Origin of the sequence: Cribrihabitans marinus (genome assembly GCF_900109035.1) — a bacterium.
Classification (GTDB): domain Bacteria; phylum Pseudomonadota; class Alphaproteobacteria; order Rhodobacterales; family Rhodobacteraceae; genus Cribrihabitans; species Cribrihabitans marinus.
Map to the genome: position 1 here is coordinate 45,971 of NZ_FNYD01000001.1, position 21,784 is coordinate 67,754.

Sequence of the window (21,784 nt, forward strand, 5' to 3'; positions counted from 1 at the left end):
CTCAGCTTTCCGGCGGCGCGCCGCCTTCGGCGGTGCGTTTCTCGACAAAGGCGCGCAGGGCCGCCAATTCGCCCGGAGACGCCAGGACGCCGGGCGGTTCCGCAAGGATCCTCTCCCAAACCCCGGTCGCCCGGGAATTGGCATCAAGAGCCCCGCGCTCGGTCCAGGTGCCGAAATTGGCATAGTCATGCACGACGGGTTCGTAGAATTCGGTATCGTAGCGCTCCATCGTCTGCGGCGCGGCAAAGAAGTGACCCGAGGGCGCCACATGGGCCAGCGCGTTGGCGAAACCGATCTCGTCGGCGCCCGCCCTGTTGCCGGCGCAAAGTTCGGCCACCATGTTCAGCACGTCGACATCCGTGACCAGTTTCTCGTAGGATACGGTCAATCCGCCTTCGAGCCAGCCCGCCGAATGGATGATGACCGTGGCCCCCGACAGAAGACAGCCCCAGAGGCCAAGCTGGTTTTCATTCGCCGCCTGCACGTCGTTGATGTTGGAGGCCGATCCAGCCGCCGACCGCCACGGCAGGCCCAACAGGCGCGCCATCTGCCCCGCGGCCAGCGACGCCTGGAAATGCGTGGGTGTGCCGAAGGCCGGCGCTCCGGATTTCATGTCCACGTTCGAGGTGAACGTGCCGTAGCAGACCGGCGCCCCTTCTCTGACTAGCTGGGTCAACGTTATCGCGGCCAGGCATTCGGCATGGCTGAGCGTGATGGCACCCGCCACCGTGATCGGCGCCATGGCCCCCATCAGCGTGAAGGGCGTCACGATGGACAGCTGGCCGTTACGGGCAAAGTCGATCAAGCCCTGCGCCATGGGAATATCGAGCGTGCGCGGAGAGTTGGTGTTGATGATCGTATAGGCGTGCACGCCGTTCAGGAACGCCTCTTCATCCAGACCGCGGGCGATGCGCAGCATCTCGAAATTGTCCATCGTCTGCGGCGTGCCGCGCGAGAACAGGAACGGCAGCTTGTCGGTCAGCGTCAGCTGCGCCTCGGTAGTGAAAAAGTGGCGCAGATTGATCGCGATGTCCTGAGGCTCGACCGAGGGCGACATCATCTGGAACACGTCGAAATGATGCGCGAGACGCGTGTATTCGCGATAGTCCCGCGCCGATCCGGGGCGGCGGCCGCGTTTGAGATCCGTGGCATGCGGCGCACCCGCGCCGGGCTGAAACGCCAGGGTGCCCAGTTCCAGCGTCACGTCGCGCTTGGGCCCTCCGGCGTGGCAATGGATGGATTTCGGCGCAGTGGCAACCGCAGCCTCGACGATCTCGCGCCCGATATAGACCATGTCGCCGTCGACCCGCGCGCCGGCCGCGGCATAGATCTTGACCGCCTCGGGCAGCAGAACGCGCATGCCCAGCTCTTCGAGTGTCGTCAGCGCGGTCTCGTGCATGTTCGCGGCTTCGTCATCCGAAAAGACGGACATCACCGGGAACGGGTTGCGAAGTTGGCGGTAGTTCGGGGTCCGTTTGGATACCGTCTCGGCCGCCCCGCGCCTGCGCCCCTTGCGGCGCGGTTGCGCGCTGTCTTTGTCGCGCGTTGTCATGCGCGCATCGCTTGCCCTTGCGGGTCATAGGGTGAAGGCGCGATGACCTCGGCCGCCCGTTCGGCGCCGACAATATGCACGCTCAACACCGTGCCCTCCACCGCCAGGTCCCGGTCGATCATGGCCATGGCAAGCGAGCTGCCGACGGTGTGACCAAAGCCGCCCGAAGTGACGAAACCAACGCGTCTGCCATCCTGCCAGACCGGCTCGTACCCGCTGGCATCGGCGTCTTCCGCGTCGATCTTCAGCGTGGCGATGACCTGATCCGGGCCATTGCCGTCGCGCTCGGCCAGGGCCGCGTCGCGGCCAAGGAAATCGCCCTTGTCCCAGGCGATCCAGCGGTCCATGCCAGTCTGCCCCGGGGTATAGCCTTGGGTGAATTCCGCGCTCCAGATGCCAAAGCTCTTCTCCAGCCGCAGGCTGAGCAGCGCGTTGAACCCGATCTCGCGCATGCCGAGACCCTCGCCCGCCTTCAGCAGCAGCTTGCGCAGGCCGATATGCTCGGCCGCGCCGCAGTGGATTTCATAGCCCAGCTCTCCGGTCACGGACAGCCGCCCGACCTTGGCCCGGATCAGGCCCAGGTCGAAACTGCCGCAGCCCATGAAAGGCAAGTCGGCTATCGGGCCGTCGGTCAGTCTTTCCATCACAGCGCGGCTGTTCGGCCCCGAGAGGCTGAACCCGACGGTCGCGTCCGAGATATCCCGAATTCCGACGCCCGCATCCATGTGATCGTGGAACCACCGCATATGCCATTCGCGCAGGTAGTAGCTGCCCATGATCCACCAGGTGCCGTCGCCCCAGTTGAACACGGTCAGGTCGCCCTTGAGCTTGCCTTCGGCGCTGAGCATCGGTGCCAGCCTTGCCCGGCCCGGCCCCGGCAGTGTGGACGCCATGATGCGGTCGAGCCATGCCCCGGCCCCATCCCCGGACAGTTCGAAGCGGGAAAAGCCGGAAATGTCCAACAGCCCGACGCCCTCGCGCACCGCGCGGCATTCCTCGGCCACCAGATCGAAGGCGTTCGATCGCTTGAGGGTCGGCGTCTCCTCGAACCCCTCGGGCGCGAAATAGAGCGGCACCTCGAGCCCCCAGCTGGCGCCCCACCGGCACCCGGCGGACGTCATGTCGGAATAGGCCCCCGCCATCCTGAGCGGCCGCCCCGCGGGCAGCTGCTCGTTCGGATAGGTCATAACGAAGCGACGCGTATAGAATTGCCCGGTCGTTTCCTTGATGAAACGCTTGTTCCCTGCGTAGTCGCCGTAGCGCGCCACATCCATGCCGAAGACGTCGGCTTCCGGTTCGCCGTGGATCATCCATTCGGCCAGGGACTTGCCGACGCCGCCGCCCTGCAGGAAACCCGCCATCACCGCACAGGCGCACCAATAGCCGGGCTTGCCGCGCACCGGCCCGACCAGCGGGTTGCCATCGGGCGAGAAGGTGAAGGCGCCATTGACCCAGGTCTTGACGCCGACATTCTGCAGAACGGGGTAGCGTTCAAAGCCCAGCGTGAGTTCGCGTTCGATCCGGTCGGGATCTTCCTGCTGCAGCTCGAACCCGTATTCCCAGGGCGCGCCGTCCATCATCCAGTGCTGGTGATCGACCTCGTAAATCCCAAGCAGCATCCCCTTCTGGTCCTGGCGGACATAGGTGAACCCCTCCAGATCGACGGTCAGCGGAATCTCGTAGTCCAGCGCCTCGATCTCCGGAATCGTGTCCGAGATCAGGTAATGATGGTTCAGTGGCGACACCGGCAGCTCGATCCCGGCCATGCGCCCCACCTGCTTGGCCCAGAGACCGGCGGCATTGATCACATGCTCGGTCTGGATCGTGCCCTTTTCGGTCACGACCTCCCACCCGTCGGCAGTCTGGTTCAGTTCCAGCACGCGGTTGCGCTCGATCACCTCGGCCCCGTATTTCTTGGCCGCCCCGGCATAGGCATGGACCGTACCGGTGGTGTCCACATACCCCTCGCGGTCGGCCCACATGCCGCCCAGAATGCCATGCGTCGACATGATCGGGCAGCGCTCGCCGGCCTCTTCGGGGGTAATCAGGTGCACGTCCTCGATGCCGATGGATTGGAACGTCCGGTATGCCGATTGCAGCCATTCCCAGCGATCGGGCGTGCCCGCAAGCGTCATCCCGCCGGTCATGTGCATCCCGACCGAGTGGCCCGATTCCCGTTCGATCTCGCTGAGCAGGTCGATGGTATAGGCCTGCAGGCTGGCAATGTTGGGATCGGCGTTCAAGGCATGAAAGCCGCCGGCCGCGTGCCAGCTGGATCCGGCAGTGAGCACGTTCCGCTCGATCAGGCAAACGTCTTTCCAGCCGAACTTGCTGAGGTGGTACAGCACGGACGCGCCGACGACCCCGCCCCCGATCACAACGGCCCTGTAATGTGTTTTCATACTTCCCTGCTCCTGCTTCCGACGCGAGACCAAGACGGGCCGCAGCGGCATTGGACACATGTGTCCATTCAGGACAACAGTAATGGACACACTTGTCCAGTAAAATCCGGATGCCACCCCGCCGCGAAGGACGTGCCGGCACACGCGCCCGGTCTTACCGGCCGGGACGACACATTTCGCGTCCCGGACGCGGTTCTTCGTCCCGATCTGGTCGGTCCGGACCGGACACCGAGTTTTCGTGTCGGTGTGAGATGCCGACCGGAGTCGAAACCCTCTCGGATCAAACCGAAGCCAATGGCCCGGCCGGGTCCAGGGGCGAGATGCGGCAGGGAAAAAGCCCCGGGCTGGCGACCGGGATTACCGTTGCCGCGATCGGTTCGAACGCCGCGCGAAAATGGGCCGTGCTCTTGACGCAGACGATCCGGGCCGCGGCGGGATCGAGGCCAAAATGCGCGAAATGGCCCAGGTCGAGGCACTGGTTTCGGATGCTGGTGACGACAATGCGGATGCCGGTCCCGATGGGGGACAGCACGGCGCTCGGCCCCAGCGTCGCCGTGCCGCCGCCATACATCTCGCCGGTGTAGCGGCATTGACCGTGGCTCAGGGCCTCGACATGGAAATTTCCCGCAAAAGGACTGTCGCCCCGAACACCGGAACGGCCGCCCAACGCGCCCTCGATCTCGGCGCCTGTTCCCGCCTCATGTGCCCGTGCCGCCAAGGTCGGATCATGGAAGAGCCCCATAAGAACATCGCCGGCCCCCGCCGCGACAAGTGCACGCAACAGGCCGGTCGTGTCGGAACTGGCCCCGGCGCCCGGATTGTCCTGGACATCCACCAGGACCACCGGGCCCCGGCCGGAATGCGCCATCGCGGCCCGAACCGCCTCGCCTGCATCAAGGAGCGTGGTGTCGAAAAAGCCGCGCGCCTCATTGAGCGCAGCAAAGGTGGTTTCGACCAACGCGTCCGCTTGACCCTGGGTTTGGGCGTAAGCGAGGACCGAAGGCACCCGGTCCGGAGTGTCGCCAGCGGAAAATCCAAGCGCCAATTCCACATGCGCTGCAGCGTCGTCGTACAGCCTTGCATAGAGGCTGCGCGCCGGCTCGGCGCCTGTGTGCTGGGCGTGCAGCGGGACGATGAAATCGGCTTTCCGAAAGGCTTTTTGGGGCCTGCCCGACCGAAAGCACGCCATCAGGCGGGCGAAGGCGCGTGCGCCGGTCTCGGCCATGTCCAGATGCGGATAGGTTCGGAAGATGCAGATCGTATCGGCCAGGTCCACCATGCGGGCCGACACGTTGGCGTGCAGATCGAGGCTGACCCCGATCGGCAGTTTCGACCCGAACTCGGCCCGCAGCCGGACCAGAAGCGCGCCCTCCCCGTCGGCATCTGATTGCGTGATCATCGCACCGTGAAGGTCGAGGTAGAGCATGTCGATATCGCCGGCCGCATGGACCCCGGCCACGATCCGGCCGGCAATCTCGTCAAACGCGGTGTCGCTTACGTGCCCGGCCGGCTCTGCGGCGCACCAGAGGATCGGGATGAGGTCTGCGCCGGCCGCACGCGCCGCCTCGGCAAATCCCGCAATGGGCAGGTTCATCCCCCGCGTTTGCGTAATCACGTCCTCGCCCGTCAGGAGCCCGGGCCAGGAATCCGCCATTTCGAAGGCGGCGAGATCCGTCATCACCGGAGACAGGCTGTTGGTTTCATGCTGGAATCCGGCAATCGCGATACGCGGCATTCAGGACCGATCCACCGTGGCATCGAGGATCTCGCGCAGCTTGCCGGCCACGATCTCGGGCCGGTGGCGCACCATCGAGACATGGCCCAGCCCCTCGATCTCGTGGAAGGTGCCGTCGGGGACGAGGTCCGCAACCAGCCGGCACATCGAGGGCGGCGTCTGCACGTCTTGCGAAAACGCGATGACATGAAACGGGACCGGGCAGGATTTCAGCGCTTCTCGACAGTCGAAATCGAGACAGGCCTGCCACTGGTCGATGGTGTCCTGCGGGTCGCGGTCGCGGAATCGGACAGTGTAGCTTTCCTTCACCTGCGCCCAGAGCGCCGGATCGGCCAGTGCCTTCGCCGGAAAGGCATAGACGGCGTAATGCGGCGCCAGGAAATAGTCCGGCAGACGAAGGCCGTCGCGCCGCAGATTGATCTCGGCCTGCATCCAGTCCCGGGTGAAGCCGTCGATATGGGCCGCCGTCCCCATCGGGATCGCAAGCCGCACCTTGGAGGCAAAGTCGATCGCCGTGGCCTGCGTCACCAGCCCACCGAGCGACAGGCCGGTCACCGCAGCCCGCCCATCCGCGAACGCGTCGATCACCGCGGCGCAATCGCGCGCGTAGTCGGCCATCGTCCAGGGCGGTGACGGGGCCGTGGTCTGCCCCGCACCGCGGGGATCGTAGGAGATGCAGCGATAGCCGTCCGATAGCCGCGCGAACTGCTCGGAATAGGCCTCGGCCGTCTGGTCGCCGCCGGGCACGAACACCAGCGCGGGACCGGAGCCGGCGGTCACGACCCGCATCGTGACGCCATCGTCGGTGGTCAGCTCATGGGACCGCGCCTCGGCGCCGAATTCCGGAAAGACACCCACCCGCTCAGACCCCGTCGCGCGGGATTGTCTCGTCCCAGTCCCGGACCAAAACCATCCCGTCGGCATCGCGCGCCTCCAGGCGTGCGGTCACATGCCAGGCGTCGCGCAGCGCTCGCATCGTGACCGTCGTCTCAAGCTCGGCCATCCAATCGCCGCGCGCGTAACGTTTGCGCCATTGGCTCGTCATCGTGGCCGTGGTCGGATCGTCGGGATGGATGCGGTACGTATCGGTGTTGCCGTAACCCACCGTCAGACCGGTATGCAGGTGGCGATGCGTACCGGTGTCCATCGCTCGCGTCGTGGTCTCGACGCCGGTGGCAAGGTCTATCTCGCGGATCCGCCGCGATGTACCGGGGCTGATCTCCTCCGACCGAAGCGGGGCGGCCCCTTCCGCCGGGCCGAAAGGCGCGAGGTCCGGACCGTCGCGGGCCGGGTCGTGAAGCGGCAGGGTGAGCGTCGCCCCGGTGAGCGAAAGCACCGCCCTTTCCGGCGATGGCCAGATCATCGGCCAATAGGCAGAGGACACAGCCAGCCGCAGGCGGTATCCGGCCGGCACTTTCTGACCGATGACGTTCAGTTGCACCGTCACCGGCACGGCCCGGTCTTCGGGCATCGGTTCGGGCGTGGCGTGGCCGCCCCGATGGGCCAGGTTCAGGATGCCGAAGCTGACCAGCCGGGCGCGGCCATCCGGGGCCACCATCGACAGCACGGCGGCAAGATTGGCCTGTGGCGTGCTGCTGCGGACCTGTGCGTGCAGGATCGGAAAGCCGAAGATCTCCAGTTCCTCCGCCAGCGGCTCCGTCTCGAACGAGCACATCAGCCCCGTCTCGCCGTTCTGGTCCAGCGGACCGTCGGGATCGAGCCCGTAGATGCACCAGGTCTGGGCTGTCCACCCGGCCGTTTCCGGCGACGCAACCGGGATCGGCTCTTCGGCGTCGACCGGCGACGGGCCGAGCCCTTGGCGCGAGAGATGAAGCACCTGAACATCGGCGCCCGCGACCGGCCAGCCGCCCGCGCCGATCCAGCGCCCGGGTCGAGGGATCGCGTGCGGCGACGGCGGGGCGGGATCCTGCATCCAGGCGCGGATCATCGGCTCGTCCATGATGCCCGTGTCGATGCCCTTGAGGTGCTGGTCCCACCAGCGCAGGCATTCCTGAAGGAAGCCGATCCGGGGTTCCGGCGTGGCGAAATGCGGATATTTGTGGGCCCAGGGACCGACCAGCGCCTTTTTCGACCCCGGCAGGTGCTCCATCATGCGAAAGATCGGATTGGTATAACCGTCCGCATAGCCGCCCACCGCATAGACCGGCACACGCACCGCGCTCCAGTCCTCGCAGATCGAGCCATGCCGGTAGAAGTCGTCGCGGCGCTGATGGCGCACCCAGTCGAGAAACCACAACCCGTTGTTTTCCATCCTCTCGACCCACATTTCGCGCCAGCGGTCGCCCACGATGGCCGGATCGGGCGGGGTGTTCGAAATGGCGAAGGCCGTGCCGCCCCAGGCAAGCTTGTCGGTCAGCATGGCCCCGCCCATGAAATGGATGTCGTCGGCATAGCGATCGTCGGTCGAGCACAGCGTGATCACCGCGCCCAGGGCCTCGGGTCCCCGCGCGGCGATCTGAAGCCCGTTGAACCCGCCCCAGCTGATCCCGATCATGCCTACCTTGCCGGAGCACCACGGCTGCGCGGCCAGCCACTCGATGACCGCCACCCCGTCGTCCTGTTCCTGCGCAAGGTATTCGCCCAGGCACACGCCTTCGCTGTCGCCGGTGCCGCGCATGTCCACCCGCACACCTGCATAGCCATATCCGGCGAAGTAGGGATGGGTCGTGTGATCGCGCTCCACCGTTCCGTCGCGCTTGCGATAGGGAAGGTATTCCAGGATCGCCGGCACCGGGTCGTCCTCGGCATCGACCGGCAGCCAGATGCGGGCGGCCAGACGGGTGCCGTCGGGCATCGGGATCCAGGTGTTCTCGATCTCGCGCACCCGGCGCGGAAAGTCCGTTCTTGTCGCGATATCCGCCATCACATGCCGTTCCTTGGTATCGTGAAGGTCTCTTCGTTTTCGAAAAAGACGTCGTCGCCGTCCCAGCAGGTGATGCGGGCGGTCAGGTGAAACTCCGTCGTGGTCGCGGTCTGTTCCGAGATGGTATGGATCTTCGCGGTCCAGTCGTCGCGCGTGAAGCTGGCGGTCTGCTCCATCGTGGCCCGGGCGCTCAGCGGGTCGTCGGCGTGGATCGTGTAGCGACGGTCGGAGATGTCGCTGAGCACCGTGCCGATATCGTCAAGGCGCATGTCGCCCACGGGGCCGAAGACGCCGCCGTCGCTGAAAAAGCGGTGCAATGTCGCACCATCGGTCAGATCGGTGTGGAACGACCGCTCCATCGAGCCGTCGCGCACATGCGTCAGCGGACGCCTGCCGCCGCGCCTGGGCGGCTCGGGCAAAGAGCGCGGCTCCGGGGCATCGGGTGTCTCGACCCGCAGAGGAAGGTGCAGGGCCGAGCTTCCCGGCCGGATCGTCAGCGTCACCGGTTCCGGCGCCGGCCAGAGGATCGGCCAGTAGGCCGAGGCGATCTGCACGACCAGCCGGTGCCCGGCAAGAACCCGGTAGCCGGTGCCATAGAGCGGAACGCTCAGGCGCATCTCCTCGCCCGGCACCACGGGCGAGGGCTCGGTGTCGCTGTCTCGATGGGTGAGATTGCAGAACCCCCGCGCCACAAGGGTCTGTGCCCCATCGGGCGCTTCGTCCACGAGAAGAGCGGCGACAAAGCCTTGCTTGCGGTCGGCCGCCGCCGTCAACTCGATCCGGGGCTGGCCGAGGATTTCCAGCGGAGCGTCCAGCACCCCACCCCGGAACTGCAGCGCGCCACCGGCGTCGATCCGGCAATCCGCCGGCATGTCGCCGGGGATCGCAAAGCTGCACATGTCGCCCCCGGCCGCCCCGAAGGTCTGCGGGGAGCAGATCGACAGGGCCGGCCCCTGCCCCGCTGCCCCTTCCAGGGTTTCGTTGTTCAGCCAGAGCACCGTCTCGGCGACGTTGGGCGAAGGCCAGGAGACCTCCTCGACCCATCGGCCCGGCCGGTGCATTATGGTTCCCGAGGGCGGCGCGCTGTCCTGCAGGTAGAAGCGCAGCGGGGGTTCGTCCATCAACCCGGTGTCGATGCCCTTCAGCCAATGGTCCCAGAACCGGATCACCTCGGCCACGAAATCCGCCCGCGGCCCCGGCGCGCCCTCATGCGGAAACAGATGCGCCCAGGGGCCCATCATCACCTTGACCGGCCCCGTCAGGTGTTCGGCAATGCGGAACGGCGTGTCGCGGAAAAGATCGGCCCAGCCGCCGAAGAAATAGACCGGCACCTCGACATCGCCGTACTCCTCGCAGATCGAGCCGCGCCGCCACATCTCGTCATGGGTCTGATGCTCGAGCCACATCGCGGGCCAGAACCGCGCCCCTTCAAGCCGCTCCCGCCACATCTCGCGCCAGGTGTCGCCGACGATCGCGGGATCGGGCGGCATGGCGTTGTAGAGCTGCATGATCGAGCCCCACCAGAAATTGTCGTTGGCCAGGCAACCGCCATAGAAATGGATATCCTCGCGCCAGCGGTCATCGGTGCCCATCACGGGGGCGATGGCCTTCAGCGCCGGAGGCCGCGTCGCGGCAACCTGGAAGGCGTTGTAGGCGCCCCAACTCTTACCGAACATGCCGACATTGCCGTCGCACCAATCCTGACCGGCGATCCACTGGACGATATCGTGACCGTCCCGGATCTCCTGGTGGGAATACTCGTCCTCGGCCAGCCCGTCGCTGTCGCCATATCCGCGAATGTCCACCCGTATTGCGGCATAGCCCGCCTCGGCGAAATGCGGGTGCATGCTTTCGTCGCGCATCCGCGTCCGGTCGCGGCGGCGATAGGGGATGTATTCCAGGATACAGGGAACCGGGGTCTCGCGGGCGCCATCGGGCAGCCAAAGCCGCGCCGCAAGACGGGCTCCGTCCGGCATCGGGATCCAGACGGTTTCGATCACTTCGGTCATCGGGCGGACTCCAATTCGGGTGGCCTGGCGCCGGGCGCCAGCGGGAAATGGCAGGTCACGTCGCCCGGTGGCGGCGGAACCGTCTTGCATGTCTCCTGCGCCCAGGGGCAGCGGGTGTGGAATTCGCAGCCCGATGGCCGCGACAGGAGCGAGGGAACCTCGGCGGGCAGCGTGATCCGGTCGTGTACCTTGTCGGGATCGGGCTCGGGGTTCGCCGACAGAAGCGCCGCAGTATAAGGATGGCAGGGGGCGGAGAACATCGCCTCGGTCTCGCCCTTCTCGACGAAGCGGCCCAGATACATCACCGCCGTCCGGTCGGCCACGTGATGCACCACATGCAGGTTGTGGGTGATGATCACCATCGCAAGGCCCAAGCGTTCGCGCAGATCGTTGAGCAGGTTCAGAACCTCGCCCTGCACGGACACGTCCAGCCCCGCAGTCGGCTCGTCCGCGATGACCAGCGCGGGGTCGAGCGCGATGGCCCGCGCCACGCCGACACGCCGCGCCTGCCCGCCCGAGAGCTGATGCGGATAGCGCGATGCGAAATTCGCCGGCAGACCGACAAGCGACAGAAGCCGCTCGGTCTCGGCCCGAAGATCACGCCCGTCGGAACCGTGGATCCGGTAGGGCTCGGTCACCAGATCCCCCACGGTCATCCGCGGAGAAAGCGAGCCCACCGGGTCCTGGAACATCATCGACATGCGCTTGCGGATCGGCTTCATCTCGCGCTTGCCGAGCCTGTCGATGCGCCCGCCCTCGAAGGTGATCGAACCCGCGCTGATTTCCTGCAACCCGTTGATGGCGCGGGCCAGCGTGGTCTTGCCGGATCCGCTTTCGCCCACCAGCGCGAAGGTCTCGCCGGGGCGGACCTGAAAGCTGACGCCCGCGACCCCGAGAATGGCGCTTCTGCTCGCCAGGCCGCCGACCGGAAAGGAAACCTGAACGTCATCGACGGAAAGGATCGGATCGTCGCTCATGCGCTTTCTCCCTCTGCCGCCGATTGATCGACCAGATTGCACCGCGCGGCGTGGCCAGGCGCAACCATCCGCTCGCTCTGGGCCATGTCGCATCCCGGATGCCGTTCCAGGCAACGGGGCGCAAAGACACAGCCCTCGGGCCGATGGCGCAGATCGGGGATTTCGCCGGGGATCGTCGGCAGCACCCGCGTGCGTTCGGTCTGCCGCGCGGGATCGCATTCCAGAAGCCTGCGGGTATAGGGGTGGCGGGGGTCGTGGAAGACATCGCGCACGGTGCCACGTTCGACGACTTCGCCGGCATACATGACAACCACGTCCTGGCACAGTTCCGCAATCACCCCCAGATGGTGCGAGATGAACATCACCGAACAGCCGATCTGCTCCTGAAGATCCTGCAAGAGCTCGATCGTTGCGACCTCGAGCGTCGCGTCGAGCGCCGTGGTCGGTTCATCGGCGATCAGAAGCGCGGGCTCCATCATCAGCGACATGGCAATCGCGATCCGCTGCTTCATGCCGCCCGAGAACTGGTGCGGATACCGGTTCAACGCGCTGTCGGCATCGGGGATGCGCACCAGCTTGAGCATCTCGATGGCACGGGCGGCTTTTTCGGCCTTCGACTGGCCCGAGCGGTACTGAATGTTGATCATCTGCTCGCCCACGGACAGGACCGGGTTCAGCGCCCCCATCGGGTCCTGAAACACGGTGGATATGCGCGGGCCGCGCAAGTCCTGCATCTCGCGCCGGGTGAGTTTCGTCAGGTCGCTCTGCCCCTCGAACAGGATCTCGCCGTTGCGGATTTCTCCGTTGTCGGCCAAAAGCCCGAGGATCGCGTTGATCAGCGTACTCTTGCCGCAGCCCGATTCCCCCACGATTCCGACGATGCGGCGTTCGGGAATATCGAACGTCACGTCCTTGAGCGCGTGCAGCGGTCCGTCCTCTGTCGAGAACCAGACATTCAGGCCGGATACGGAGAGGGTTGTCATCAGCGCCCTTTCAGCCGCGGGTCGAACACGTCCCGCAGCGTTTCGCCAAGGAAAGTGAAGCCCAGCGTCGTGATGATGATCGGCAGGCCGCCCGCGATGGCGATCCAGGCGGTGTCCCTGATCTGGCTGAAGCCGTCATTCAGGATCGAACCCCAACTGGGGGTCGGCGGGCGCACGCCAAGACCCAGAAAGCTCATCCCTGCCTCGATGGCGATGACCACCGGGATGTCCATCGAGGCAAGGATCACCAGCGGCCCGATCACGTTGGGCATGATGTGGACACCGAGGATGCGGGCATTGGACGCGCCCATGCTCTGGGCCGCGGTCACGAATTCCGACGATTTGATCGCAATCGTCTGGGTTCGGATGATGCGGGCATATCCCGGCACGTTGACGATGATGACGACAACGACCACGGCCGTCAGCGACGGGCCGACGATGGTGACAAGCGCCAGCGCCAGCATCACGGTGGGAAAGCTCTTGGTGGCGTCGAAGAGCAGGATCATCAGGTTGTCCAGCCAGCGCGGCCCGTAGCCCGCGATCAGCCCCAACACGATCCCGATCGCCAGCGAGATCGCGGTCGAGACCAGCGCCACGTAGAGCGCGATCCGCCCGCCGTGTAGAACACGGGCAAACAGGTCACGGCCAAGCTGATCCGTTCCCAGAAGGTGTTCGCCGGAGGGGCCGAGGAACCGGTCGCGCGGATTGATCCGGGTCGGATCCCATTGGGTCAGGACATCGGCAAAAACCGCCGCCAGGATGACGAGGACGACCAGCGACAGGCCGAAAACGCCGAGCGGCTCGCGCAGGAGCCTGCGAAAGGATTTCCACAGCTCGGACCGTGCGGCGGCGGGCGGGTTAGAAGCTGCTTCTGACACGGGGGTCCAATGCTCCTACGATAAGGTCCGCGACGAGGTTCAGAAGAACGAAGATCACGGTGGTGACGAGGACGGCGCCGGTGACCACGGGGAAGTTCCGGGTCAGGATGGCGTCATAGACCAGCTTGCCGACGCCCGGCCGGGCAAAAACGATTTCGGCGAACACGGCCGAGGACAGCATCTGCCCGATGCCGACGCCCAGCAGCGTGATGGTGGGCAGGATCGCGATGGTCAGCGCATAGCGATAGGTGATCATGTTCTCCGGCAGGCCGAAGGCCCGCGCGGTGCGAATATGGCTTGCCTCCAGCACTTCCAGCATGGATGCGCGCACCATGCGCGCGATATAGCCGACCCAGCCCAGCCCCACGGCAAGCGACGGCAGGATCAGGTGGACAATCTGGTCCCCGAGGTGACCGGGCTCACCGGCCCCGATGGCCGGCAGCCAGCGCAGCGAGACGGAAAATATGAGAAGCGCGTAGATCGCGATCACGAAGGACGGTACCGCGATCACCGCAACCGACAGGATGCCCACCAGCCGGTCGGCGAAACTGCCCCGGTTGATCGCGGCCCAGCAGCCCAGCGGGATGCCGATGGCCACCGACCAGGTGATCCCGCCGGCGATCAGGGCCAGCGTGAAGGGCAGCTGTTCAAGGACGACATCGAGAACCGGGCGGCCCGACAGCACCTCCTGGCCCAGATCACCCGTCCAGGCCCCCGAGAAGAAATTCCAGAACTGTACCCAGATCGGCTGGTCGAGGCCCATCTTGACGCGAAGCGCCTCCTTCATCGCATCGGTGGCCCTTGGCCCGAGGGCGACCGAGGCGGGATCGCCCGGCACGAGATAGATCATGCAAAAGAGCAGGAACATCGCGACCGACACGATGGCCACGGCCAGGCCCAACCGCTTGACGGCGTAGTTCAGCATGCTGGACCCTCCGCGGGGAAAGGGGACGGGCCGCTCGGCCCGCCCGATGGCGCTATGCCGGCTTGAAATCCGCCAGCAGGGATTCCCCGTTCGGCTTGAGGCCCGGTTCGATCGTGTCCTTGTGGATAGCGCCGACAACCTCGTGGGTCAGAAAGACATAACAGCCGCTTTCATCCATCAGCGCCTGCATCTTCTTGTAGATCTCGTCGCGCTTGGCCGGGTCGCTTTCGACAAGTCCCGCCTCGTGCAACTCCTTGTATTCGGCACTGTCGAAGCGTTCCCAGTTCCACACGCCGATCTGTTCCGGCGTGAACCACACGGTGGCCCAGCTCGGGTCCGGTTGCATCGAATATCGGCCGAGAACCAGTTGCAGCTCCAGGAAGTAGTCACCCTCTTTTGAGCCCAGGGACCAGAATGTGCCGCTGTCGTTCTGCTTGATCTCGCAGTTGATGCCCACATCGGCGAGGTTCGCCTGGATCACCTGCGCGGCCGTCAGGCGCTCGGTCTGGTTCAGGATGTCCAGCGTCACGCTAAGCCCTTCGGCGCCCGCTTCGGCCAGAAGCTCGCGCGCGCGGTCGGGATCGTAGTCGTAGGTCACGCTGTCGCGGTTGCCGGGCAGACCCGGCGCGATGATCCCGTTGCCGACGGAGGCGGCCCCGAAATAGGCGGCATCGACGACGACTTCGCGGTCGATGGCGTGCTGGATCGCGCGACGGATGCGCACATCCTTGAGCGCTTCGTTGTCCTTGTTCATGCCCAGCCAGACATAAGCGAGCGACGGCTTTTCAAGAACGACGCTGCCGGCCGGCGGGCTTTCCTTCAGACGTGGCAGAGAGGACACCGATGTCCAGGTATAGTCCAGATCGCCCGCCTCGAACCCGCGCTCGGCCGTCGCCGGGTCCTCGATCGGAATGATGTGGATTTCCTCGAACCCGCCCGGTTCATGCGCCCAGTCGGGGTTGCGCTTCAGGATGGTCCTTTGCTTGGGCACCCATTCGGTCAACAGGTATTGGCCCGACTGCGCCACGGGTGTCGTCTCGATCTTGCCGCCGATCTCCTCGACCGCCTTCCGGGACACGATGCACGAGGCCGGCGTCGGCAGGGTCGTCGTCCAGAGGGGGACGAACTTGTTCTTGAGGTGAATGAGTCCCGAGAGCCTGTCCTTGACCTCAACCTCCTTCAAAGCCGACCAGTCGCCGGCATAGGGGCTTTCATTGGCCGGGTCGGCAATGCGTTCGATCGAGAATTTCACATCGTCCGCGGTCACCTCGCCATAGCCGTCGGTGAAGCCCATGTTGTCCTTCAGCGTGAACGCGACGGTCAGACCGTCAAGCTGTTCGATCGAGGCCGCGGCTACCATCTTCCATTGCCATACATCACCCGCGACCGGTTCGATCAGCGGCGGGTATATCGCCCGGATGATATCCTCTTCGGGCAGCGACAGGCGGAAAGCCGGATCAAGGAGCTGCAGATCCGAATAGGATCGCACGGTCAGGATCTTGCCGTCCTGGCTGATCGCCATCCGGGGATAGGCAAGACTCGCGGCGCCGAAGGCACCCGCGCTCGCCAGGAGAGAACGGCGCGACAGGCCGTTGGTCTTTTGGGGGTTCATGGTCGTCTCCCTGTTCTTGTTTCTTGTTTCGGTCCGCCCGGCAGCAGGCGGTTCCATTCGGTTGTTGTTCAGGTACCGGATTTCTTGGTTCTCGCGGCCTGCTCCGGTGTGCTCTCTGTCTTATCGAGAACCGCGTATTTCGGTATGATCACGGGCGAATTCGCCCAGATCAGGCGGGCGGGATGCGCGCTTTTGTTGCGCGTGCTGTGCAGAACCTCGCCGGGAAAGCTGAAGCTGTCGCCCGCGCGAACGGTGATCTCCTCATCTTCCAGGCGCAGGACCAATTCCCCCTCCAGGACGAAACCGTGCTGTTCGCCTTCGCGGGAATAGAGCTCGTCCATGACCGCTTCGCTGTAGGGCGGGTAGTCGGATAACCCCATGTGAAACCCGCCGCCGATGGACGAGGACAGCAGCGCATCGGAATAGCCGGCTTCCTCGACTGTCTCGCCGTAAAGAAGGTTCAGATTGCGCCGATGTCCGCTGCGCACGACATACCGCCGTTCCAGCGCCCCCGAGCCCGGTCGGAACGAGAAAAACCACTCCTCGGGCACACCGAGCGCCTCCGCGATCCTTGTGATCTTGCCGAGGGTCGGATTCACGGTACCGCGCTCTATGGCGCTCAGATGGCTGATCGAGACCCCGCTGGCCTCGGCCAGGTTGGCCAGCGTCATCTGGCGGGCCTTGCGCAATTCGCGCACTTCGGCCCCGAAGGTGGCGACACCCTCGTCCCGGGTCAGACGTTTGTTTCCGGCAGTCGGTGGCACCTTTGCGAATCCCCCAAGAGTGCTTTCCGTTACGGAAGTCTACCGCAGAATTTATTCAACACGGGAAAATTCTGCAAAAATTCCCGCCGAATCCCCGAACAAGCGAACGCCGGCCGTTTCACCACCGAAGCCCGATCCGCAACGCGTCATAGATTGCCGCATGGATGTTGCGGGAGGCCACCGCATCGCCGATGCGATACAGATCGAACGCGCCACCGGGATTTCGTACCGTGAAGACCGGACCGGCGGACGAGACCAGCGCCACCTGGTCCACCTCGCCGCGATTGCGCGACCGCGGCTTGAGCTCGAAATAGAGGTCGTCGAGCGGCAGGGTGCCCTGGTTCACGACCACCTGATCGAAGCTCCGGGTCTCGACAAAACCGGAATAGTCTGTCCCGATCACAGCGGACAGCCTGTTGCCGTCGCGCCGGATGGACTTGAGCGTGCGGGCGACCGTGAACACGGCGTCCTTGTCCTGCAGCGCGCGCATGTAGGGGACCAGGTTCATCGCCATGATCTCGGGCGCGAAACTGCGGTCGCGGGTCATCACTTCGACATGGCCGCCCGCCTCGGCCACGACCTCGGCCGCCATCAAGGCCGGGTGGTCGCCGGCATCGTCATAGATCAGCACCCGCTCGCCCGGCTTGACGTCTCCTGAAATCAGGTCCCAGGCCGAAATTCCCAGCTCCCCGCCGTCCTCCAGAATCGTCGTTTCCGGCAGACCGCCGGTGGCGATCACGACGACATCGGGTCTCAGCGCGGTCACATCCTCGGCAGTTGCGAAGCTGTTGAAGTGAAAGGCCACGTCGCGGGCCGCACATTGCGCCATGCGCCAGTCGATGATGCCGATCATCTCGGCCCGCCGCCGGGACCGCGCGGTCAGCCGGACCTGCCCGCCGGGATCGCTCGCGGCCTCGAACACCGTGACCGAGTGCCCGCGTTCCGCCGCCACCCGTGCGGCCTCCAGCCCCGCGGGGCCGGCCCCGACCACGACAACCCGTTTCGAATGATCGGCAGGCGGCACCTCGTGCGGCAGCGTCAACTCGCGCCCCGTGGCCGGGTTGTGGATGCACAGCGCGTCGCCGGCCTGGTAAATCCGGTCAAGGCAATAGGTGGCCCCGACGCATGGCCTGATGTCGTCCTCGCGCCCGTTCACGATCTTCTGCACGATCAGCGGATCGGCCATGTGCGCACGGGTCATCCCGACCATGTCGAGAAGACCGTTCGAGATCGCGTGCCGCGCGGTCGCCACATCGGGAATGCGCGCGGCGTGGAAGGTGGGCATGCCCGTTTCGGCCCGGACGCGGCCTGCGAAATCGAGATGCGGCGCGCTTTTCATTCCCTGCACGGGAATCACGTCGGTCATCGCCGGGTCGGTATGGATACGGCCCCGGATCACGTTCAGGAAATCGACCTGGCCCGTGTCGCGCAGGCGGCGGGCGATCTCCAGCCCTTCGGCCTCGGTGATCCCGCCCGCCTCGGTCTCGTCCGCCGTAAAGCGCACGCCCAGGATGAAATCGGGGCCGACCCGGTCGCGGATCGCGCCGATCACCTCCAACCCGAAGCGCAGGCGGTCATCGAACGTGCCGCCATATGGCGCGTCCATCCTGTTGGTCAGCCCAGACCAGAACTGGTCGATCAGGTGGCCATAGGCCTGCAGCTCGATCCCGTCGAGACCGGCGGCCTGCATCCGCTCGGCCGCATCGGCATAGTCCGTCAGGATCCGCGCGATGTCGAAATCCTCGATCCGTTTCGGAAAGGCCCGGTGCGCGGGCTCGCGAAAGTGCGACGCCGACACCGAGGGCAGCCAGTCGCCCTTGTTCCAGCCGGTCCGGCGACCGAGGTGGGTCAGCTGGATCATCACCGCGCAGCCATGCTGGTGGCAGGCATCGGCCAGGTCCGCCAGCCACGGGACGACCTCGTCCTTGTAGGCAAGGATGTTGTTGAAGACCGGCGGGCTGTCGCGGCTGACCGTGGCGGAACCGGCCGTCATCGTCAGCGCCACGCCGGCCCTGGCGCGGGTCTCGTGATAGGCGCGGTAGCGCTCCTTGGGCATTCCGTCTTCCGGATAAGCCGGTTCATGCGCGGTCGTCATGACCCTGTTCTTCAGGGTCAGATGCTTCAGCCGGTACGGCTGCAGCAGCGGGTCGCGGGTCATTTCCGGGTTCCTTCGGCAAGGGGCGCCTCCGCCTCGACGCTTTTCGGGATCACGACCGGCGACACGGCCCACACGAGGCGACAGACCTGATCCGTCCGGTTGCGGGCATGATGCGAGATCCGGGCGTCGAAGCTGTAGCTGTCTCCGGCGCGCAGCGTGACCGTCTCATCCCCGATCCGCATCTCAAGCTCGCCCTCCAGGACAATCCCGTGCTCTTCGCCCTCGTGTTCGTGAAGCGCGGCCGCAGGCCGCTCGGCATAGGGCGCATAGACCGCAAGCCCCATGTAGAACTGCCCGCCAATGGAACTGGACAGCAGGCTGTCGTCATAGCCCAGCTCGGCCAGTCCCTGCCCGTACAGCGTGTTCAGGTTGCGTCGGTTCTGACTCCGCACCACATGCGCCCGCTCCATCGGGCCGGCGCCCGGTCGGCGGGCGAAGAACCAGTCTGGCGTCACATCAAGGCCGCCGGCAATGCACCCCAGCACATCGACCGAAGGCTTGGACGCACCACGCTCGATCGCGGACAGGTGGCTGAGCGAGATACCGGCCTGACGGCTCAACGCCTTCAGCGTCAGCCCGCGTGCCTTGCGCAACTGGCGCACTTCGCCGCCCAGCGACTGAAGGCTGTCGGCCATCGCCACGACATTCTCGGATTGGGACATGGGCCATCTCCCGAAATCGGTCATAGTGGTTTCCTTGATTGAAAGTGTGGTCAGAAAAGAATTATTCTGTCAAATTCAATTTCAGTCGCAGAATTTCGCCTGACATCCATTGTTCGCTGCAATGTTTCAAGGAAAGTCGGATGGCAGATTTCGTAGAGCCGCGCTCCTTCACAGAGATCGAGCATCTGTGGATCCCGATGCCCGACGGCATCCGGCTTGCCGCGCGGCTTTGGCTGCCCGACGGCGCGGACCGCGATCCGGTGCCCGCTCTCCTGGAGTATATCCCCTATCGCAAGGCCGACATGGTTCGGGCCCGCGATGCGCGCAATCACCCGTATTTCGCGGCCAACGGCTATGCATGCCTCAGGGTCGACATGCGCGGATCTGGTGACAGCGAAGGCGTGATGGAGGACATGTATTCAGATCACGAACTGGCGGATGCACGCCACGTGATCGACTGGATCGCAGCGCAGCCCTGGTGTTCGGGCGCGGTCGGGATGTTCGGCACCTCTTGGGGCGGGACGGCCGCGCTCCAGGCCAATGTCGATGCGCCCGACGCGCTCAAGGCGGTCATCGCGGTCTGCGCGACCCATGACCGCTACGAGGACGACATCCACCACATGGGCGGCTGCCTGCTGACCGATACGCTGGAATGGGGCGCAACCTTGCCCGCGATCCTTGCCGCACCTCCGACGCCGAGCGTCGGGATGGACTGGATGGCCAGATGGCGGTACCGGCTGGACAATCTTGCCTTTCCTCTCGAGCCCTGGATCCGCGAGGAAGCAAGGGGGGTCTATTGGCGGCACGGTTCGGTGACCCACCAGGCAGACCGGCTGTCGCGTCCGATCCTTGCCATCGGTGGATGGGCGGACCGTTATTCCAATTCGGTCATGGCGCTTGTCTCGGCCCGGCCGGATCTGACCTGGGGCGTGGTCGGCCCCTGGGGCCATCACTATCCCGACCACGGCCATCCCGGCCCCGCGATTGGGTTTCAGGCACTTGCGCTGGCGTGGTGGGACCACTGGCTGAAGGCTGACGCCGCCCCGCCTGACTGGCCGCGGTTGCGGGTATGGCTGCGCGAATATGACCGGCCGGCCGACGCGCTCGATACGCGACGCGGAGGCTGGTTGGCGACGGATGCGCCCCAAAGCTGCACCGAGCCGAGGATCTGGACGCTGGGCGCAGGCGGTCTTGGATCCAGGCCGCAGGCGGACGGAGACTGGGTGGTCCCGGACGACCTACGCATCGGCCGTGCGGCCGGAGATACCGGGTATTTCGGCCGGTATGGCGGGCTGCCGCTCGATCAGGCCCGGGATGACGCCCTGTCCCTGGAATTTACGTCACCGCCTCTGGCCGAGGACCGCATCCTCTTCGGTGCAGCCACGCTGGGGCTGACGATATCGACCGAGGATGGACGCGGACAGATCACAGCGCGGCTGGTCGATGTCGCACCTGACGGCACCACCGCCCTGATTTCGCGCACCACTCGCAACCTGGCACTTGACGCGGCCTTCGAGACGCCGGCAGCGGGCCCCGCGACCGGCCGCCGCGAACTGAGGCTCGTGTTCCCGACAACGGCCTATCGGCTGGCGCAGGGCCACCGGCTTCGGGTGTCGCTGTCATCGTCCTACTGGCCGATGATCTGGCCATCGCAAGCAGCGGCGCCACCGCGGATCATCAACGGCGATCTGGACGTTCCGGAATTCGCCAATGCGCCAACCGATTGCGCGGCATCCTTGCCGGCCGTGACCGACCTGCCCCGCCACAAGCCGTTTGAACTGCTGTCCGCCCCGCCACTCGCACGGATGTCGGAGCTCACTTCCGACGGAACGCGCCGCGATGGCTGGCACCAGCCTGAGACGGCCCTCCACCTGACCGATGTTGCCACGACATTCGCCTTCACCACCCGCGCGGACCATAGCGTCTTGTTGGGAAGCCCCTTGTCCGCCCGGTCCACAGTCCGGCACCGCGCCGAATACCGCCGACCGGACGGAACCGCGAAGGTCGAGAGCACGCTGACGATGCGGGCCGATACCGCGCATTTCAGTGTCGACGCACGGCTGATCGTCCTTTGGAACGATCAGGAAGTCTCTGCCCGTCACACCGAGATCCAGGTGCCGCGATGGCACGGATAATTGCCCGATCGGCTGCGCGGTCGCAACGCAGCCTTGGCGTATCTGTCCCGCAAGGGGTCCTTCCGTTCCAACGAATGGATCGCACCATCAAACCCTGGGAACAGACAC

At 65.5% G+C, this 21,784-nt stretch carries 15 protein-coding genes; 1 reads left to right on the plus strand and 14 read right to left on the minus strand.

The genetic code is table 11. The annotated features are described in order from the left end of the window. Position 1: 1 nt before the first annotated feature. The 14 genes from BMX57_RS00225 to BMX57_RS00290 form a co-directional block, all read right to left on the minus strand. Positions 2 to 1,552 (minus strand): trimethylamine methyltransferase family protein, encoded by a 1,551-nt coding sequence (locus tag BMX57_RS00225; RefSeq protein ID WP_092361356.1) that lies wholly within the window; start codon positions 1,550 to 1,552, stop codon positions 2 to 4. After that, a complete protein-coding gene (locus tag BMX57_RS00230; RefSeq protein ID WP_092361358.1) occupies positions 1,549 to 3,954 on the minus strand; it encodes a GcvT family protein in 2,406 nt (801 codons plus the stop codon). Before BMX57_RS00230 ends, BMX57_RS00225 begins: the two co-directional genes overlap by 4 nt. A 280-nt stretch (positions 3,955 to 4,234) precedes the next feature. After that, positions 4,235 to 5,689, minus strand: a complete 1,455-nt coding sequence (locus tag BMX57_RS00235; protein WP_092361360.1) for a M81 family metallopeptidase — start codon at positions 5,687 to 5,689, stop codon at positions 4,235 to 4,237. Beyond that, positions 5,690 to 6,547 carry an alpha/beta fold hydrolase gene (locus BMX57_RS00240; protein WP_177175348.1) on the minus strand — a complete coding sequence of 286 codons (858 nt, stop codon included), beginning with the start codon at positions 6,545 to 6,547 and terminating at the stop codon, positions 5,690 to 5,692. A gap of 4 nt (positions 6,548 to 6,551) precedes the next feature. Further along, on the minus strand, positions 6,552 to 8,573 hold the full coding sequence (locus tag BMX57_RS00245) for a CocE/NonD family hydrolase (RefSeq protein ID WP_092361364.1): 2,022 nt from the start codon (positions 8,571 to 8,573) through the stop codon (positions 6,552 to 6,554). After that, positions 8,573 to 10,582: a CocE/NonD family hydrolase gene (locus BMX57_RS00250; protein WP_177175349.1), complete on the minus strand. Its 2,010-nt coding sequence runs from the start codon at positions 10,580 to 10,582 to the stop codon at positions 8,573 to 8,575. The genes BMX57_RS00245 and BMX57_RS00250 overlap by 1 nt, the downstream gene beginning before the upstream one ends. After that, positions 10,579 to 11,559, minus strand: a complete 981-nt coding sequence (locus BMX57_RS00255; protein ID WP_092361368.1) for an ABC transporter ATP-binding protein — start codon at positions 11,557 to 11,559, stop codon at positions 10,579 to 10,581. Before BMX57_RS00255 ends, BMX57_RS00250 begins: the two co-directional genes overlap by 4 nt. Continuing rightward, positions 11,556 to 12,542 carry an ABC transporter ATP-binding protein gene (locus tag BMX57_RS00260; protein WP_092361370.1) on the minus strand — a complete coding sequence of 329 codons (987 nt, stop codon included), beginning with the start codon at positions 12,540 to 12,542 and terminating at the stop codon, positions 11,556 to 11,558. The genes BMX57_RS00255 and BMX57_RS00260 overlap by 4 nt, the downstream gene beginning before the upstream one ends. After that, positions 12,542 to 13,420 (minus strand): ABC transporter permease, encoded by an 879-nt coding sequence (locus tag BMX57_RS00265; RefSeq protein WP_218142408.1) that lies wholly within the window; start codon positions 13,418 to 13,420, stop codon positions 12,542 to 12,544. The genes BMX57_RS00260 and BMX57_RS00265 overlap by 1 nt, the downstream gene beginning before the upstream one ends. Continuing rightward, positions 13,401 to 14,345, minus strand: a complete 945-nt coding sequence (locus tag BMX57_RS00270) for an ABC transporter permease (protein ID WP_092361372.1) — start codon at positions 14,343 to 14,345, stop codon at positions 13,401 to 13,403. Before BMX57_RS00270 ends, BMX57_RS00265 begins: the two co-directional genes overlap by 20 nt. Before the next feature lie 52 nt (positions 14,346 to 14,397). Beyond that, a complete protein-coding gene (locus BMX57_RS00275; protein ID WP_092361374.1) occupies positions 14,398 to 15,957 on the minus strand; it encodes an ABC transporter substrate-binding protein in 1,560 nt (519 codons plus the stop codon). Between the two features lie 68 nt (positions 15,958 to 16,025). Further along, positions 16,026 to 16,721 (minus strand): helix-turn-helix domain-containing protein, encoded by a 696-nt coding sequence (locus tag BMX57_RS00280; RefSeq protein WP_092361376.1) that lies wholly within the window; start codon positions 16,719 to 16,721, stop codon positions 16,026 to 16,028. A 118-nt stretch (positions 16,722 to 16,839) separates the two neighbouring features. Beyond that, complete coding sequence (locus tag BMX57_RS00285) at positions 16,840 to 18,879, minus strand: NADH:flavin oxidoreductase (RefSeq protein WP_092361378.1); 2,040 nt, start codon at positions 18,877 to 18,879, stop codon at positions 16,840 to 16,842. After that, on the minus strand, positions 18,876 to 19,541 hold the full coding sequence (locus BMX57_RS00290; RefSeq protein WP_177175350.1) for a helix-turn-helix domain-containing protein: 666 nt from the start codon (positions 19,539 to 19,541) through the stop codon (positions 18,876 to 18,878). The genes BMX57_RS00285 and BMX57_RS00290 overlap by 4 nt, the downstream gene beginning before the upstream one ends. A gap of 140 nt (positions 19,542 to 19,681) precedes the next feature. On the opposite strand from BMX57_RS00290, the gene BMX57_RS00295 reads away from it, so the two are divergent. Then, entirely contained in the window at positions 19,682 to 21,676 is a 1,995-nt protein-coding gene (locus tag BMX57_RS00295; protein ID WP_092361382.1) for a CocE/NonD family hydrolase, read from the plus strand. Positions 21,677 to 21,784 lie beyond the last annotated feature (108 nt).